Origin of the sequence: Pseudomonas sp. IzPS59 (assembly GCF_014863505.1) — a bacterium.
Lineage (GTDB): Bacteria > Pseudomonadota > Gammaproteobacteria > Pseudomonadales > Pseudomonadaceae > Aquipseudomonas > Aquipseudomonas kribbensis.
Map to the genome: position 1 here is coordinate 5,423,769 of NZ_CP062251.1, position 15,463 is coordinate 5,439,231.

General features: G+C 58.9%; 17 protein-coding genes. 5 read left to right on the plus strand and 12 right to left on the minus strand.

The window, feature by feature from the left end; genetic code table 11:
- Window positions 1-7: 7 nt before the first annotated feature.
- Both ribF and murJ read right to left on the minus strand, forming a co-directional pair.
- A complete protein-coding gene (gene ribF, locus IF189_RS24320) occupies window positions 8-946 on the minus strand; it encodes a bifunctional riboflavin kinase/FAD synthetase (RefSeq protein ID WP_007959537.1) in 939 nt (312 codons plus the stop codon).
- A 129-nt stretch (window positions 947-1,075) separates the two neighbouring features.
- Window positions 1,076-2,614, minus strand: coding sequence for a murein biosynthesis integral membrane protein MurJ (gene murJ / locus IF189_RS24325; RefSeq protein WP_134828157.1), 1,539 nt, complete (start codon window positions 2,612-2,614; stop codon window positions 1,076-1,078).
- A 252-nt stretch (window positions 2,615-2,866) separates the two neighbouring features.
- Here murJ and rpsT point away from each other — a divergent pair, with 252 nt between their 5' ends.
- Entirely contained in the window at window positions 2,867-3,139 is a 273-nt protein-coding gene (gene rpsT, locus IF189_RS24330; protein WP_011336008.1) for a 30S ribosomal protein S20, read from the plus strand.
- Window positions 3,140-3,269: 130 nt separating this feature from the next.
- Here the strand turns inward: rpsT and IF189_RS24335 are convergent, their stop codons facing one another.
- The 6 genes from IF189_RS24335 to rplU form a co-directional block, all read right to left on the minus strand.
- Window positions 3,270-5,309 carry a toxin-antitoxin system YwqK family antitoxin gene (locus IF189_RS24335; RefSeq protein WP_134828158.1) on the minus strand — a complete coding sequence of 680 codons (2,040 nt, stop codon included), beginning with the start codon at window positions 5,307-5,309 and terminating at the stop codon, window positions 3,270-3,272.
- 88 nt (window positions 5,310-5,397) lie between these two features.
- Complete coding sequence (locus IF189_RS24340; RefSeq protein WP_192552381.1) at window positions 5,398-5,853, minus strand: CreA family protein; 456 nt, start codon at window positions 5,851-5,853, stop codon at window positions 5,398-5,400.
- An 11-nt stretch (window positions 5,854-5,864) separates the two neighbouring features.
- Complete coding sequence (gene proB / locus IF189_RS24345) at window positions 5,865-6,983, minus strand: glutamate 5-kinase (protein WP_192553606.1); 1,119 nt, start codon at window positions 6,981-6,983, stop codon at window positions 5,865-5,867.
- Window positions 6,984-7,120: 137 nt separating this feature from the next.
- Window positions 7,121-8,344, minus strand: coding sequence for an Obg family GTPase CgtA (gene cgtA / locus IF189_RS24350; protein WP_085712195.1), 1,224 nt, complete (start codon window positions 8,342-8,344; stop codon window positions 7,121-7,123).
- Between the two features lie 193 nt (window positions 8,345-8,537).
- Window positions 8,538-8,795 (minus strand): 50S ribosomal protein L27, encoded by a 258-nt coding sequence (gene rpmA, locus IF189_RS24355; protein WP_003228360.1) that lies wholly within the window; start codon window positions 8,793-8,795, stop codon window positions 8,538-8,540.
- Between the two features lie 35 nt (window positions 8,796-8,830).
- The gene (gene rplU, locus IF189_RS24360; RefSeq protein WP_003228361.1) at window positions 8,831-9,142 is read right to left on the minus strand and encodes a 50S ribosomal protein L21; all 312 of its coding nucleotides are present in this window, start codon (window positions 9,140-9,142) and stop codon (window positions 8,831-8,833) included.
- Window positions 9,143-9,383: 241 nt separating this feature from the next.
- Here rplU and IF189_RS24365 point away from each other — a divergent pair, with 241 nt between their 5' ends.
- From IF189_RS24365 to IF189_RS24375, 3 genes are all read left to right on the plus strand, one after another.
- Window positions 9,384-10,352, plus strand: a complete 969-nt coding sequence (locus IF189_RS24365; RefSeq protein ID WP_085712196.1) for a polyprenyl synthetase family protein — start codon at window positions 9,384-9,386, stop codon at window positions 10,350-10,352.
- A gap of 124 nt (window positions 10,353-10,476) precedes the next feature.
- Window positions 10,477-10,818 (plus strand): zinc ribbon domain-containing protein YjdM, encoded by a 342-nt coding sequence (locus tag IF189_RS24370; RefSeq protein ID WP_134828160.1) that lies wholly within the window; start codon window positions 10,477-10,479, stop codon window positions 10,816-10,818.
- Window positions 10,819-11,025: 207 nt separating this feature from the next.
- On the plus strand, window positions 11,026-11,283 hold the full coding sequence (locus tag IF189_RS24375; RefSeq protein WP_085712197.1) for a hypothetical protein: 258 nt from the start codon (window positions 11,026-11,028) through the stop codon (window positions 11,281-11,283).
- 49 nt (window positions 11,284-11,332) lie between these two features.
- On the opposite strand, the gene IF189_RS24380 is transcribed toward IF189_RS24375, so the two are convergent.
- The 3 genes from IF189_RS24380 to IF189_RS24390 all read right to left on the minus strand — a co-directional run bounded on the left by IF189_RS24380 (window position 11,333) and on the right by IF189_RS24390 (window position 13,006).
- Complete coding sequence (locus IF189_RS24380; protein ID WP_096820860.1) at window positions 11,333-11,950, minus strand: FKBP-type peptidyl-prolyl cis-trans isomerase; 618 nt, start codon at window positions 11,948-11,950, stop codon at window positions 11,333-11,335.
- Between the two features lie 126 nt (window positions 11,951-12,076).
- Window positions 12,077-12,382, minus strand: coding sequence for a DUF6482 family protein (locus tag IF189_RS24385; protein ID WP_114885633.1), 306 nt, complete (start codon window positions 12,380-12,382; stop codon window positions 12,077-12,079).
- 135 nt (window positions 12,383-12,517) lie between these two features.
- A complete protein-coding gene (locus IF189_RS24390; RefSeq protein WP_065257512.1) occupies window positions 12,518-13,006 on the minus strand; it encodes a TIGR00645 family protein in 489 nt (162 codons plus the stop codon).
- A gap of 162 nt (window positions 13,007-13,168) precedes the next feature.
- On the opposite strand from IF189_RS24390, the gene IF189_RS24395 reads away from it, so the two are divergent.
- Window positions 13,169-15,001, plus strand: coding sequence for a hypothetical protein (locus IF189_RS24395; RefSeq protein ID WP_192552382.1), 1,833 nt, complete (start codon window positions 13,169-13,171; stop codon window positions 14,999-15,001).
- Between the two features lie 6 nt (window positions 15,002-15,007).
- Here IF189_RS24395 and IF189_RS24400 read toward each other — a convergent pair whose 3' ends face one another.
- Window positions 15,008-15,337 carry a hypothetical protein gene (locus IF189_RS24400; protein ID WP_085712201.1) on the minus strand — a complete coding sequence of 110 codons (330 nt, stop codon included), beginning with the start codon at window positions 15,335-15,337 and terminating at the stop codon, window positions 15,008-15,010.
- Between the last annotated feature and the right edge of the window lie 126 nt (window positions 15,338-15,463).

Below are 15,463 nucleotides of genomic sequence, written 5' to 3' on the forward strand. Positions count from 1 at the left end.
CTCTTCATTAGCGATGGGCGCTAGGTGCGGCTAGTGCACGGGCGGCGGCGACATCCGCGCTGATCGCCGTTTTCAATGCCTCCAGGGAGGCGAAACGCTGCTCTTCACGCAGCTTCTGGTGGAAAACCACCGTCAAACGCCGGTCATACAGATCGCCGGCAAAATCCAAAAGATGTACTTCAAGGTGGGCCTTGCCATCACCTTGCACCGTGGGCCGTACGCCGATGTTGGCGACGCCGGGCCAGGTCTTGCCGTCGATGTCGACGTCGACCAGGTAAACCCCGGTGAACGGCACGCGACGGCGCTTGAGTTGAATGTTCGCCGTGGGCGTACCCAATTGGCGGGCCAGTTTCTGGCCATGCAGCACGCGACCGGCAATCCGGTACGGGCGGCCAAGCAAGCGTTCAGCCAGGGCAAAGTCGGCGGCGGCCAACGCGTTGCGCACCTGGGTGCTGCTGACACGAATGCCGTCCAGCTCGACGGTTTGCGCGGCTTCCACGGTAAAACCGTGAACCTGCCCGGCCTGCAACAGAAAATCGAAATCGCCGAGGCGGTCGCAACCGAAGCGGAAATCGTCGCCGACTTCCAGATGCTGCACACCCAGGCCATCCACCAGAATCGTATCGACGAATTCACTGGCGCTGAGTTTGCTCAAGCGCTGGTTGAAGGCCAGGCACAAGACCCGGTCGACGCCTTCGGCGGCCAGCAGTTGCAGCTTGTCGCGCAACCGGGCCAGACGCGCGGGAGCGGTCTCCGGCGCAAAGAATTCCCGTGGCTGCGGCTCGAAAATCACCACGCAGCTGGGTACGCCCAACTCGAGCGCACGCTCACGCAGTCGGGCCAGGATGGCCTGGTGACCACGGTGAACACCGTCAAAGTTGCCAATAGTGGCGACGCAGCCCCGATGCTGGGGGCGCAAGTTGTGAAGGCCTCGAACCAGCTGCATAACGCGCTTCTTGCTCATAAAGTGGCCGATTATAACCACACCCGACGGCAGACGACAGGCAACACCGTAACCCAAAGTGAACGAGCCGACAAAACTGCCGGCCCGCGCCCGTCTTTCAAGGGTGAAACCTCAGCTCAACGCCTTGCGGTTGAAGTCGCGCAGACGGAAACCGAGCAACAGCAACATACCGAAATAAGCGACCACACCGGCAACCACCAGCACGCCCAGGCGCAGGAAGCGCTCCAGCATGTGGCCCTGATCCCACGGCGGCATGAAATGCATGCCGATCAACAGGACAGCCGACATCACCGCCACCGCGAGCAGCAGCTTCAAACCGAATTTCAGCCAGCCCGGCTGCGGTTGGTACATCTGCTGTTTGCGCAGTTGATAGAACAGCAGCCCGGCGTTCAGGCAGGCACCGGCGCTGATCGCCAACGCCAGCCCGGCATGGGCCAGTGGCCCGATCAACACCAGGTTGAACAACTGCGTGACTACCAGGGTGAAGATTGCGATTTTCACCGGCGTACGGATGTTCTGTTGCGCATAAAAGCCTGGGGCCAACACCTTGATCACGATAATGCCGAGCAGACCGACAGAATAAGCAATCAGTGCCCGCTGGGTCATGGAGGCATCAAAGCCGCTGAACTGGCCGTACTGGAACAGCGAAACCGTCAACGGCTCGGCCAGGATCCCCAGCGCCAGCGCACAAGGCAACACCAGCACAAAACACAAGCGCAGGCCCCAGTCGAGAATCCGCGAGTACTCGTGACGATCCTTGCTGGCGTAGGTCTTGGCCAGGGTCGGCAGCAGGATCGTGCCCAGCGCCACACCCAGCACGCCGGATGGCAGTTCCATCAATCGGTCGGCGTAGTACATCCACGACACCGAGCCCGCCACCAGAAACGAGGCGAAGATGGTGTTGATGATCAGGGAAATCTGACTGACCGACACACCGATGATCGCCGGCAGCATCTGCTTCATTACCCGCCAGACACCGGTGTCGCGAAGGTTCAGGCGTGGCAGCACCAGCATGCCGATCTTTTTCAGGTGCGGCAGTTGATAGAGCAACTGCGCCAGACCACCGACCAGCACCGCCCAGCCGAGCGCCATGACCGGTGGATTGAAGTACGGCGTCAGGAACAGCGCGAACACGATCATGCTGACGTTCAGCAGGGTCGGCACGAACGCCGGCACCGAGAAACGGTTCCAGGTATTGAGGATCGCCCCCGCCAGCGATGACAGGGAGATCAGCAATATATAGGGGAAGGTCACTCGCAGCAGATCGGAGGTCAGCTGGAATTTTTCCGGCGTATCGGTGAAACCCGGCGCCGTCGCCCAGATCACCCAGGGCGCGGCGATCATGCCCAGCGCAGTGACCAGCGCCAGAACCAGCGTCAGCAAACCGGAAACGTAGGCAATAAAGGTGCGGGTCGCCTCTTCGCCCTTCTGACTTTTATATTCGGCAAGAATCGGCACGAATGCCTGTGAAAACGCGCCCTCGGCAAAGATTCGCCGCAGCAGATTGGGCAGTTTGAAGGCGATGAAGAAGGCGTCGGTCGCCATTCCGGCGCCGAATGTGCGCGCAATGAGCGTGTCGCGGACAAACCCGAGAATCCGGGAAAGCATCGTGATAGAGCTGACGGCGGCCAACGATTTGAGCAGATTCATTGAAGGAATTTGTGCCTGTCGATAAACAGCAGGCGAACAATGCGCCTACTTGTGCGATACTCCGCGCCGCAACAGCACAGAGCCAAAGCTCGCGAGTTTACAGGTCAAGCGCCGGAAATAAATATCCCGCCTCTTTATACCTACCACTTAGCGGAACGTCTCAAGCGCCCTTGACAAGACATCTCTTCATCGGCATGATTCGCGGCCTATTTTGTTTGCTATTTCCTAAAAAGTCTTTCGAGGAGCTCGACGGTGGCCAACTCACCTTCCGCCAAAAAACGTGCAAAACAGGCTGAGAAGCGTCGCAGCCACAACGCCAGCCTGCGTTCCATGGTTCGTACCTACATCAAGAATGTAGTTAAAGCCATCGACGCAAAAGACGCTGAAAAAGCTCAAGCTGCATACGTTCTGGCTGTGCCAGTTATCGACCGCATGGCCGATAAAGGCATCATCCACAAGAACAAGGCTGCTCGCCATAAGAGCCGCCTGAATGGTCACGTCAAGGCACTGAAAGCTGCTGCCTAAGCGACGTAATCATTAAAAAACCGACCTCAGGGTCGGTTTTTTATTGCCTGCGATTTGACGAGTTCGATAAAAGCCCCCCCCGCAGTGCAGGTACGCACCCCATCAGGAATACGCACCCGCCCTAGCAAACCTACTCACCAAAATTGAACACGACCGGTTTCGGCGGCGGACAACCTTCCGGCGGCGGAAAGTTCTGCACACCCGACTCATCGTAACCGGTGTAGCAGCCAATCAATTTGCCATCCTTGAAGTTGATTCGACGCTCAACCACTCCGGTGGAGTAATGACAGACCATTTCACCGTCACGCTTCGCGTAGGAATAATCTTTGTACTCACGCCCCTCAACGGTGATCAAACGATAGCCCTGCATCGGCTCGGAACACTTCAGCTGCCCATTGGGGTAGTAATCGTTGTGCAACACGCGATCATCCGCCAGCAGCAACACCTCTTCGATCTTTCGACCTTCGTAAGACTCGTGCCGCAAACTCTGCCTGACCCCGAACAGGTAGTCCGCCTCGTAGTAGACGACTCCATCACCGCGCAAATAACGCTGCAGGCCGCACGGCTGGATGCGCGTGTATTTTCCATCCACTACATGGCAGTAATTCTTGTCTTCGACCAACACTCCCGCCTCATTGAAGCCCTGAAGATGACCAATGGGCTCGTCTTTTTCGTAAACCGCCACCTTGTCCGGCTGGCCATTGGCGTGAAAAGTAAGGAACGGCCCCTCCCTATTTCCATAGAGCCAGGAAATATCAGACAGCAGCACCGCACCATCATCGGAATACCTCAGCGCACGCCCCTTGATCTGCCCCGCCACGTAAGTTGCCGAATAGGTCAGCTTGCCGTTCGCAGCATAGGTTTCCCTCAAACCATCAAGCGCACCCGCCTTGTAGTGCTCCAATAACCGCAACACACCCGCACCGTCGACTTCGCGCAGTTCACCCTCCTTTTTACCGGCAACGAATGACAAGGTTTGAACGCGGTCGTCGCCGACGCTCATGACCCAAACGCCCTCCCTGACACCCGAGACATAACCGCCCTCGCCCTCACCACTGACCCAATGACCGTGTGGCTGACCATCCAGGTACTCGCCGCGCGCGACCACTTCACTCCCCCTGACCCGCTCTGTCGGACCATCCAGCACATCGTGTTTATAGGTGTCGAATCCTGACAGATCTTCATCTTGATCGTACGCAGTGATCGCCCAACGCCCCTCACGCAAACCATCGACGAACACCCCCTCGGAAACACCATGTCGCTCATCGATCACCCAGGCGCCCTGCCTTAAACCGTTAGCGTAAGCCCCTCTCGACTCGGCGACCGCGCCGTCAAACTCGATCCAGTCTCCGGCTTTCTTGCCTTGAACCATCAAGCCTCGCTCAAGCACACGATCACCCCATAACTGCACCAGCAACCCATCCTCAGAGCCCGCATAACGCTTTGGATCAGACTCCCAGGTGATTCGCGTTACGCGAAAGCCCGGCGCCAACTCGCCCTCCGCCATCGGTGTGCGCTCATAGGTCAGCGTCAGCCAACGCCCCTCGCGCTGCAGAAACGTTTTCTTGTAGGCGGGATAGACCCCATCCTCTGACGGCTCACCACCCTCCGAGGCCGCTACGCCGTCAGCACTGAACTCCCCCACCAGCGCGCCTGCAGTAGGATCAACCGCATCGAACTCGGGAATCCCGGTGGTCGCCTTCTCGTAACCATAATCGTAGGGTTGCAATTTGTTCAGCTCGCGCACCACCAGCGCAGCATTGAGCTTTTTCTGATTGTTCGCGATGCGATCCAGAACCGGCTGCAGCGAGCCCAGCTTGCGATACCGCCTCGATTGCTCACTGTATCGATAACCGCTCAGCGCATAGCGCCCACCAGCCTTGGACAACACGATCAGCGTCTGAATATCGCTATCAAGACTGGCGTAGAACACTGACTCGATACTCGCATCCGCAAAGTTGTCGAGCGCCTGCGGCACAGCGTCCGGCGCCTCACACATACACGCATAACCCACAACGCCCGCCGCCTCGCGGACAAATGCCAGCGTCGCGCCACTTTCCTGAGACACAATCACCGGGTGCACCAATGGCTTGCCGGCATAAAACGGCTCAGCCTGCACGCGCACAGAAACCAGGCCACAGAACATCAACACCCATAAAAACGTACGCATACGAATCCCTTCGCGCCTCGAGCACATCAATCAACAGAGAGAAACAAAAAAGGGCGAGCCGAATGGCCCGCCCTCGATCAGACAACGCTTAGCGCCACGGCAGAATCGGAATCGCTGTCACCGCATTCTGCGGACTGCCCTCGATCAGGCGATCGCTATAGACCAGATACACCAGGGTATTGCGCTTCTTGTCGAGGAAACGCACAACCTGCATGGTCTTGAACACCAGCGAAGTGCGCTCCTTGAACACCTCTTCGCCATCCTTCAACTCACCCTTGAAGTTGATGGGACCGACCTGACGACAAGCAATGGACGCCTCGGCACGATCCTCGGCCAGACCCAAGCCACCCTTCACGCCACCCGTTTTGGCGCGCGACAGATAGCAGGTTACACCCTCAACCTTTGGATCATCGAAGGCCTCGACCACAATCCGGTCATTCGGCCCGACAAACTTGAACACCGTCGACACCTGGCCGATTTCCTCGGCCGAGGCCAGCAATGGCAACGCCATCACCAAGCCCAACAATCCTTTTGCCATGCGCATTGCGCTTTTCCTCAGACCAGAATCAGGTTGTCACGGTGAACCAGTTCCGGCTCAGCCATGTAACCCAGCAAACCGACAATCGCATCCGACGACTGACCGATGATTTTTTGTGCTTCCAGCGCGCTGTAGTTGGCCAGGCCACGGGCGATTTCACGACCGTCCGGCGCCACGCAAACCACCATTTCACCGCGACGGAAGCTGCCCTGGACCAGTTTGACGCCGACCGGCAGCAGACTCTTGTGGCCTTCCGACAACGCAGAAACCGCGCCGTCATCCAGCACCAGCGTGCCACGGGTTTGAAGATGCCCGGCCAGCCACTGCTTGCGCGCCGCCAGCATGCCGCGCTCAGGCGACAGCAGCGTACCGATGCGCTCGCCCGCCTTCAGACGATCCAGCACCCGCTCCAGACGCCCACCGACAATAATGGTGTGCGCACCGGAACGCGCCGCCAGACGCGCCGCGCGCAACTTGGTCTGCATGCCGCCACGACCCAGCGCACCACCGGTACCACCCGCCACCGCATCCAGAGTCGGATCATCGGCACGCGCTTCGTAAATCAGCTGCGCGTCGGGGTTGTTGCGCGGATCAGCATCGAACATGCCGTCGCGATCCGTCAGGATCACCAGCAGATCAGCCTCGACCAGGTTGGCCACCAACGCAGCGAGCGTGTCGTTGTCGCCGAAACGGATCTCGTCGGTAACCACGGTGTCGTTTTCGTTGATCACCGGAATGACTTTCAGCTCGACCAGCGCACGCAGGGTGCTGCGGGCATTCAGGTAGCGCTTGCGGTCGGACAGGTCGTCGTGAGTCAGAAGAATCTGCGCCGTGTGCCGGCCGTGCTCGGCAAAGCTCGACTCCCAGGCCTGCACCAGCCCCATCTGACCGATTGCAGCAGCGGCCTGGAGCTCGTGCATCGCACTGGGTCGTGCGGTCCAGCCCAAACGGCTCATGCCGGCCGCTACCGCCCCGGAGGACACCAGCACCAACTCGACGCCAGCCTCATGCAAAGCCACCATCTGCTCGACCCAGACGCCCATCGCCTGGCGATCGAGACCCTTGCCATCCGCTGTCAGCAAAGCGCTGCCGATCTTCACGACCCAACGCTGCGCACCTGTCACCTTGCTCCGCATCATCTTCAACCTTAGCTTGAGGACAGCGCGACCCAGCGCTGCCCGTGACGTTATTCGTGGTTACTCGCGACCAACAATCGATTTCCAGATACCAAAACGCCGCTCGATTGAGCGGCGCTTAAGTTTACTTCAACGAATCAGTCACGCACGTAAATGATTTCCGGACCGTCTTCGTCATCCACATCTTCTTCGTCCCAGTCATCGTCGCCGATGTCGTGGACCGACTTCACGCCGCTGCGACGCAGGGCACGCTTGTCGTCCAAAGCCTGCAACTGGGCACGGGCCTCGTCTTCGATGCGCTGATCGAGATCCGCCAGCTCTTCCTTGTAGGCCGGGTCGTTGGCCAGGCGATCGGCACGATCCTCCAGGTAACGCATGATGTCGCGCGTCAGGCGCTCGGTGCCTTCTTTGGCAATGGCCGAGATCACGTAGACCGGACCTTCCCACTGCAGACGCTCAACGATTTCCTTGACGCGCTCTTCGTGCTCTTCCTCAAGGATCTGGTCGCACTTGTTCAGCACCAGCCAGCGATCACGCTCCGCCAGGGACGGGCTGAACTTGATCAGCTCGTTGACGATCACTTCAGCGGCGTCAGGCGCACTGCTTTCGTCCAGTGGCGCCATGTCCACGAGGTGCAGCAGCAGACGGGTACGCGCCAGGTGCTTGAGGAAACGAATACCGAGACCGGCGCCGTCGGAAGCACCTTCGATCAGACCCGGAATGTCGGCAATGACGAAGCTTTTCCAGCGGTCGACACTGACCACACCCAGGTTTGGCACCAGAGTAGTGAACGGGTAATCGGCGACTTTCGGCTTGGCGGCCGAAACGGAACGGATAAAGGTACTTTTACCGGCGTTCGGCAGACCCAGCAGACCGACGTCAGCCAGAACCTTCATTTCCAGTTTCAGGTCGCGCTGCTCGCCCGGCTTGCCCGGCGTCGTCTGACGCGGCGCACGGTTGGTACTGGATTTGAAACGGGTGTTGCCCAGACCGTGCCAGCCGCCCTGCACCACCATCAACTTCTGACCGGACTTGGTCAGGTCGCCGATGACTTCCTGGGTTGCAGAGTCAATGATCGTGGTGCCGACCGGCACGCGCAGAACCAGATCTTCACCCTTCTTGCCGGTGCAGTCGGTACTGCCACCGTTGGAGCCACGCTCGGCATCGAAGTGCCGGGTGTAACGGTAGTCCACCAGGGTGTTCAGGTTTTCGTCGGCCATCATGAAGATGGACCCGCCGTCGCCGCCGTCACCACCGTTCGGACCGCCGTTTTCAATGAATTTTTCCCGACGGAAACTCATGCAGCCATTGCCGCCGTCACCAGCCTTTACGCGGATCGATACTTCATCAACAAACTTCATAACCAACGCCTCTCGCCGTACGGACGAGCCGAAAAACAATCAAGACATAAGACTCTTGCAAAAATGAGCGCAGCGACCCCAATCCACGACCTGCATCGCACGCCGGCAGCCCATACAAACAGCTTTGCAAGAGACTCACCCCACAAACGAAAAAGCCCCGTCGCAAGACAGGGCTTCTCCAGCACTCTCGCAGTTAGGCTGCGACAACGCTCACGTAACGACGACCGAAGGCGCCTTTTACTTCAAACTTGATCACGCCTTCGATTTTCGCGAAGAGGGTGTGATCTTTACCCATGCCAACGCCGTAGCCAGCGTGGAATTGGGTGCCGCGCTGACGCACGATGATGTTGCCGGCCTTGATGACCTGGCCGCCATACATCTTCACGCCAAGGCGTTTGGCTTCTGAGTCGCGACCGTTACGGGTACTACCACCAGCTTTTTTGTGTGCCATGAGTTCAATTCTCCTAGTGAGGAATTAGGCTGTAATTAAGCCTGAATACCGGTGATTTTGATCTCGGTGAACCACTGGCGGTGGCCCATACGCTTCATGTGGTGCTTACGGCGACGGAACTTGATGATGCGGACTTTATCGTGACGACCTTGGGAGATCACTTCAGCCTTGACGGTTGCGCCAGCAACAACAGGTGCGCCGATGTTCACGTCGTCGCCATTGGCGACCAACAGAACGCGGTCAAAAGTCACGGATTCGCCAGTAGCGACTTCCAGTTTTTCGATCTTCAGGTATTCACCTTCAGCGACCTTGTATTGCTTACCGCCGGTAACGATTACTGCGTACATGGTATTTCTCCGATAATCCTGCTCACCCAGCTCTTTATAAGAAGAGGTATTGGCTGGCATGGCTGCATGGGGCTGGAACGGCCCAAGTGCAATTGCGTAAGGCAGGTGCTGCCCAGGAAGTTCAGGGTGCGCGATTGTACGCAAGCTACAAGACTCATGCAAGGGGCCGTCCATCGCGCCTTGACAGGCCCGGACGTGGGTCCTAGCATGCCGCGCAACCCTTCTGGAGCACCTGTCGCTGATGCAACCCCAAGCTTTCTACCGCGCGGTGGCGGACGATTTTAGCGCCGTCGACGGCATCATCAAGAAGCAGCTGACTTCCCGAGTGCCGCTGGTATCGAAAATCGGCGATTACATCACGTCGGCCGGCGGTAAACGCCTGCGTCCTTTATTAGTGCTGCTGTGCGGCAAGGCCCTCGGTCGCGAAGGCGACGACTTGCGTCTGCTGGCCGCCACCATCGAATTTCTGCACACCGCCACCCTGCTGCATGACGACGTGGTCGACATGTCCGGCATGCGCCGTGGCCGCTCGACCGCCAACGCCATGTGGGGCAACGCCCCGAGCGTGCTGGTCGGCGATTTCCTGTACTCGCGCTCGTTCGAAATGATGGTCGAACTGGGTTCGATGCCGGTGATGAAGATCCTGTCCCAGGCCACGCGCATCATCGCTGAAGGCGAAGTGCTGCAGCTGTCCAAGGTCCGTGACGCCAGCACCACCGAAGAAACCTACATGGAAGTCATCCGCGGCAAGACCGCGATGCTCTTCGAAGCCTCGACCCACAGCGCCGCAGCGCTGGCCGGTGCCACCGCCGAGCAGAGCGAAGCCCTGCGCACCTTCGGCGATCACCTGGGCGTGGCGTTCCAGCTGGTCGATGACTTGCTCGACTACAAAGGCGACGCCGAAACCCTGGGCAAGAACGTCGGTGACGATCTGGCCGAAGGCAAGCCGACCCTGCCGCTGATCTACACCATGCGCGAAGGCACGCCAGAGCAGGCCGCACTGGTACGCCAGGCGATCCAGAAAGGCGGGATCGAAGACCTGGAAAGCATCCGCATTGCCGTGGAAGCATCCGGTTCGCTGGAATACACCGCGCAACTGGCTCGCGATTATGTGGCCCGTGCGATCAAGTGCCTCGAAGCGCTGCCTGCCAGCGAATACCGCGATGCACTGGTTGAACTGAGCGAGTTCGCGGTCGCCCGCACGCACTGATCAACGCCGCACCATCAAGAAACCGCAGCCTCCGCCGGAGCCTGCGGTTTTTTGTTGCCTGCCATCCGCGGTTAAAACCCTATACAATGTGCGACTTTTAGCGATCCCTCTCCAAGGAGCCTTAGTGAGCACGTTGCCACCCTGCCCGAAATGCAATTCCGAATACACCTACGAAGACGGCACCCAACTGGTGTGCCCGGAGTGTGCCCACGAGTGGTCTGCCGGCGGCGAAGCCGAAGTGGCGTCCGATGATGCCGTGAAGAAAGATTCGGTCGGTAACATCCTGCAGGACGGCGACACCATCACCGTGATCAAGGACCTGAAGGTCAAGGGCACCTCGCTGGTGGTCAAGGTCGGTACCAAGGTGAAAAACATCCGCCTGTGCGATGGCGATCACGACATCGACTGCAAGATCGACGGCATCGGCCCGATGAAACTCAAATCCGAGTTTGTCAGAAAAGTCTGAGTCTGCTGTCCTCCATCCCGCGCCCGCCGTGGGATGGAGCTTCGCCCTCCCCCGCTATCCCCAGCAAAACCACGCAATAGCCAAACGCCAGCCGTTTTGACCTTACGCAATCTTTACCCATAAAAAATCGCGAACCGCCAATAGGCGCTTGCTATTTGACGAATAAGAATTATTCTCATTGAAACCCTTTCAATGGAGATGAGAACCATGACTTATTTGATCGACGCCTGGCTGGATCGCCCGCACCCGTACCTCAGGATCCTGCATCGGGAAACCGGTGAAGTCTGCGCGGTACTGGAAGAAGAAGCCCTGCATGAATTGCAGGATCAAGGCGATCTGGACGTCAGCGGCCTGAGTTCCAGCGAACCGATGGTGCTCAAGGAGCTGGTGCGCAATCTGTTCCTGTTCTGCTATGCCCGGGCGTTGCGCCCGACCAGTGAGCTACATCACAAGATCGAAGTATGAGAACGGTGGAGAAACCCTGCACAAGCCACGCTTGTGCAGGGTAACGGGATTACAGAACGTCGAGCAGCTCGACGTCGAACACCAGAACGCTGTGCGGCGGGATGCTGCCAACGCCTTGAGCGCCGTAAGCCAGTTCGCTCGGCACGTACAGACGCCATTTGCTGCCGGCATTCATCAGCTGCAGGGCTTCGGTCCAGCCAGCGATCACGCCGCCAACCGGGAATTCAGCAGGCTGGCCACGCTCGTAGGAGCTGTCGAACACGGTGCCGTCGATCAGCGTGCCGTGGTAGTGAGTGCGCACGGTGTCTTCACGGGATGGCTTGGCGCCTTCGCCCTGAGTCAGCACTTCGAATTGCAGACCGGAAGCCAGGGTGGTGATGCCGTCTTTCTTGGCGTTTTCAGCCAGGAACGCACGACCTTCGCCAGCGGCGGCTTCAGCCTTGGCAGCGGCTTCGGCTTGCATGATTTCGCGGATCACTTTGAAGCTGGCGGACAATTCGTCCTGACCCACACGGCTTGGCTTGCCGGCGAATGCGTCGGTCAGACCGGCCAGAATGGCGTCCAGGCTGACACCCGGTGGCGGGTTGTCGCGCAGCTGGTCACCCAGCTGACGGCCGATACCGTAGCTGACGCGGGTTTCGTCGGTGGACAGATTTACTTCGGACATGACACTGCTCCGCTGTGCGGACGGCCTCAGGACATGCCGTGCGTGCACAGCGCGTCCCGGCGCGCCCGGAACCAAAAGGGCGAGCAGACTAGCACAGATGTTCCGCCATTGATCAGGCCCACGGCCCTACAGTGCCGAGCGCCAGGCCAGCGGGACTTTCAGGCTTTCTTCCGCACTGGCACCAAGTCCGCACATTTCGTCGTGTACCGAGGTGTGGACGAGGTTGAACGGCAGCACCGGAAAGTTGTGCAGGACATCCCGGGCATGCTCCACCGAACGCAGCATCAGCATCTTGCCCTGGGGATCGCTCAACGGGTACGCCGCGCCGTGCATCCGCGCCTCGAGCAAGTAGATTCCGCCCTCCATGGAGATCAGGTTCAGCTCATCGACCTTCCTGGCGATGGCAAACGCATTCAACTCTTGCAGGTTCATGAACGCACCTCACGCTGTGGCGAGCCGGGACGCCTACAGGGATATGCCTCGGCGAGTCAAAGCACAAGCCACAAACGACACCGCCCGTCTGTTTCGCAACAGACGGGCGGTTTTGTTACAGCTTTCGACAACTCATCAGTGCTTGGTGAGCTTGTCCAGGTAACCCATGGCAAACGCCGAGACCACGAAGGTCATGTGGATGATCACGTACCACATCAGATGCTGGGGATCGACGTTCTTGGCGTCCATGAAGATCCGCAGCAGGTGGATCGAAGAAATCGCCACGATCGACGCCGCCACTTTCATCTTCAGCGACGAGGAGTCCATGGTGCCCAGCCAGCTGAGTTTCTCTTTGCCTTCGTCGATGTTCAGCTCGGACACGAAGTTCTCGTAGCCGGAAATCATCACCATCACCAGCAAGCCGCCGACCAGCGCCATGTCGATCAGCGACAGCAGCACCAGAATCAGCTCGGACTCGGCCATGGAGAACACGTTGGGAATGACATGAAACACTTCCTGGAAGAATTTCAATGCCAGCGCCAGCAGCCCGAGGGACAGCCCGATGTAGATCGGCGCCAGCAGCCAGCGCGTGGCGTACATTGCATTTTCGATAAAGCGTTCCATTGACTCTCACACAAGGGGGGTTGTAATCGGCGGCGAGTATACCAGCCCCCCATGACAGCCAGAAACCGCCCGAAAATCCGCCACCTGCGTGTGTGTGTCAAAGTTTTTCTGCTAGTGTCCAAACCATTGACAGCCCAGCGACAGTGGACAGGACGACTGGAAATGGATGTGCGATTGCCGTTAATGACTGCCGGAATTTGCTTCGCCTTATCGGTCGGAGGCTGCTCACCCGGTGAAGAAAAAAAACACCCGCTCAGCCTCGAACAGAAGACCGCGCAGTTCGAACAGTCGCTGGACGCCATCACCGACCCGAAACTCAAGGATGCCGTGACCGAACTCGGCGGCTCGCTGCTGCTGCTGGAGCGCGCACAGCAACGTCTCGACAACAAACCTCCCAGAACCGAATACGGCGAAGACGCCCTCGGCGTGCTCAAGCATTACCCGACGCCTCAAGCGCTGGTCGATACCTTCATCAACGGCCTGTTCGTGCTGCACAAGGACGCCAGCTCCGATTACCTGACCGACCTGCAGCCGGTATTCCCTTTCAATCTCAACATTCCGGGCGGGTTCCTCTTCCCCCATGGCGTGGAATGGCAATCGGTAACCCTGAGCAACAAACGGGTGATCGCCTACCAGCCCGAATGGTCGGAAACCGATCCGGGCATCCAGCTGAGCCCGTCCAGTTCCAACGTCACCAACCCCGATGACCTGACCGTGACCTACCCGTTCATCGAGGGTCTGGACGTCGACAAGAAAACCCGGCCGCGTCCCGTAAGCCTGCAAGGGCAGGTAGAAGTCATCGCCCCAAAACGCCTGCACAGTTTCGATCTGGGCAAAAAAGACGTCGGCCAGACACGGACCGATGCCAACCTCAGCGTGAAACTGCTGAAGCTGGAAAAGAACTACGCCGAAGTCGAATTCAGCAACAGCCTGCCGCTTGCCCAGGAAGTCGCCAGCACGCCGCTTAATCCGCTGATTGTCCAGGCCCGCGACACGACCGGGCAATATCTGGTGCGTGCCGGCGCCATCAACGAGAGCCCCGAACAGATCACCTTCTATCAAAAACAACTGGCGCACCTGCAACAGCAAAAGGCCTGGAGCGAAGATCTCGAGAAACAGCTGAACGACGACCAGCGAACCTTCGAACAGCAGCATACGCGCCGCTACAACAAGGTTTACTTCAACGGCCCGATCGACACCCTTGAAGTCAGCGTGCTGGACTTTTCCGAGGCGACCGTCACCCGCAAGCCACTGGACCTGCCGATCCGCGAATTCGATTCGCACACCACAGCGAAAGCCGTGCAGCCGCTGGATCTGGCGATCACCGTCTACGACGACCAGGCCCCCAACTGGCTCAAGGGTGCTTCACTGACCGAGGACGACCTGAAGAAAAGCATCCATATCCGCCAGTCAGTGGAAGAACCCAGCGCCGCGCGCATCGAGTTCGATCACCGCAAGACCTTCAATGACGAACTGCTGGGCGACGACCTGGCGCCCGGCGAAAGCCCGGTGACGTTCTTCACCGAAAAACACAACGGCAAACTCGACGAGCCGATCGAATTGCCGGCCGAGGCGTATCAGGTGGATCCGCTGCAAGCGACCATCACGTATGACTTGAACCTGTTTCCGGAAACCCCGGCAGTGGCCGTTGGTTCGATGCCCCTGTTCCTCGCCACCGTGGCGAAACAGTCCCACGAAGCCAAGGCATTGCCAAAAGGCCTGGAAATCAGGAACAACGAACTGGTGGTGGACCTGAAACTGTTTCCGGCCAACGAATGGCGTTTCTTCGTCAAGGACGACAGCGGCAACTACCTGAAACAGATCCTTTCGGTCAGCCACGACGCGAGCACAGAAGGCCCGGCGCTGTTCGGCGTGCATTATTTCTACGGCCGCCCGACGCAGGTGGAAACCTATCAGCGAACCGACCTCGCCACCGTACAGTACGGCTTTGAGGTCAAGCTCGAGAAGGCGCAGACCCAGGGCGCTGCGCCTTGATCGGTACTAATGATCGAAAACGCCGAGATTGCGTCCGCGCCCGCCGTTGATCTGCCGCAACTGGGCTTGCAGGTGCAAGGACCAGATCTGCGGATCATTGGCCAGTTCGTAGCCGTGCATCGTCAGGCTTTCGACGATGGTATCGAGGATCGATTCGGCGGCGACCGGCCCGTGGAACGGGCCCTGGGCCTTGATGGCGGAAGGTTGTTCACCGGCCATGCCGGCGGCGAAGAGTAAAGTCCACATGCCGGTATCGCCGGCCAACGGCTTGATGGCGCATTCGATTCGGGTCACGAGACCCAGGCACTGACGGGTGAGGCAGAGGTTGCGCGACATGGCGGCGACCCTCGGTAAAGCCGGTGTTCAGCCCTTGCTGAAGGACTGTTTCGATCCCGTGATACTGTCGATGTCCTTGAGCTGAGAATAGAAGAAAAGTCCGCCGCGCCAACCGCGCAGAACCAG

Excerpts from the sequence above, each read along its gene's own strand:
- ribF (WP_007959537.1), bottom strand. The coding sequence starts at position 946 with ATGCAGCTGGTTCGAGGCCTTCACAACTTGCGCCCCCAGCATCGGGGC.
- IF189_RS24400 (WP_085712201.1), bottom strand. The coding sequence starts at position 15,337 with ATGTCGCGCAACCTCTGCCTCACCCGTCAGTGCCTGGGTCTCGTGACC.
- rplU (WP_003228361.1), bottom strand. The coding sequence starts at position 9,142 with ATGTACGCAGTAATCGTTACCGGCGGTAAGCAATACAAGGTCGCTGAA.
- IF189_RS24385 (WP_114885633.1), bottom strand. The coding sequence starts at position 12,382 with ATGAACCTGCAAGAGTTGAATGCGTTTGCCATCGCCAGGAAGGTCGAT.
- IF189_RS24335 (WP_134828158.1), bottom strand. The coding sequence starts at position 5,309 with ATGCGTACGTTTTTATGGGTGTTGATGTTCTGTGGCCTGGTTTCTGTG.
- proB (WP_192553606.1), bottom strand. The coding sequence starts at position 6,983 with ATGCGGAGCAAGGTGACAGGTGCGCAGCGTTGGGTCGTGAAGATCGGC.
- IF189_RS24380 (WP_096820860.1), bottom strand. The coding sequence starts at position 11,950 with ATGTCCGAAGTAAATCTGTCCACCGACGAAACCCGCGTCAGCTACGGT.
- IF189_RS24375 (WP_085712197.1), top strand. The coding sequence starts at position 11,026 with ATGACTTATTTGATCGACGCCTGGCTGGATCGCCCGCACCCGTACCTC.
- IF189_RS24395 (WP_192552382.1), top strand. The coding sequence starts at position 13,169 with ATGGATGTGCGATTGCCGTTAATGACTGCCGGAATTTGCTTCGCCTTA.
- IF189_RS24390 (WP_065257512.1), bottom strand. The coding sequence starts at position 13,006 with ATGGAACGCTTTATCGAAAATGCAATGTACGCCACGCGCTGGCTGCTG.
- cgtA (WP_085712195.1), bottom strand. The coding sequence starts at position 8,344 with ATGAAGTTTGTTGATGAAGTATCGATCCGCGTAAAGGCTGGTGACGGC.
- murJ (WP_134828157.1), bottom strand. The coding sequence starts at position 2,614 with ATGAATCTGCTCAAATCGTTGGCCGCCGTCAGCTCTATCACGATGCTT.
- IF189_RS24340 (WP_192552381.1), bottom strand. The coding sequence starts at position 5,853 with ATGCGCATGGCAAAAGGATTGTTGGGCTTGGTGATGGCGTTGCCATTG.
- IF189_RS24365 (WP_085712196.1), top strand. The coding sequence starts at position 9,384 with ATGCAACCCCAAGCTTTCTACCGCGCGGTGGCGGACGATTTTAGCGCC.
- rpmA (WP_003228360.1), bottom strand. The coding sequence starts at position 8,795 with ATGGCACACAAAAAAGCTGGTGGTAGTACCCGTAACGGTCGCGACTCA.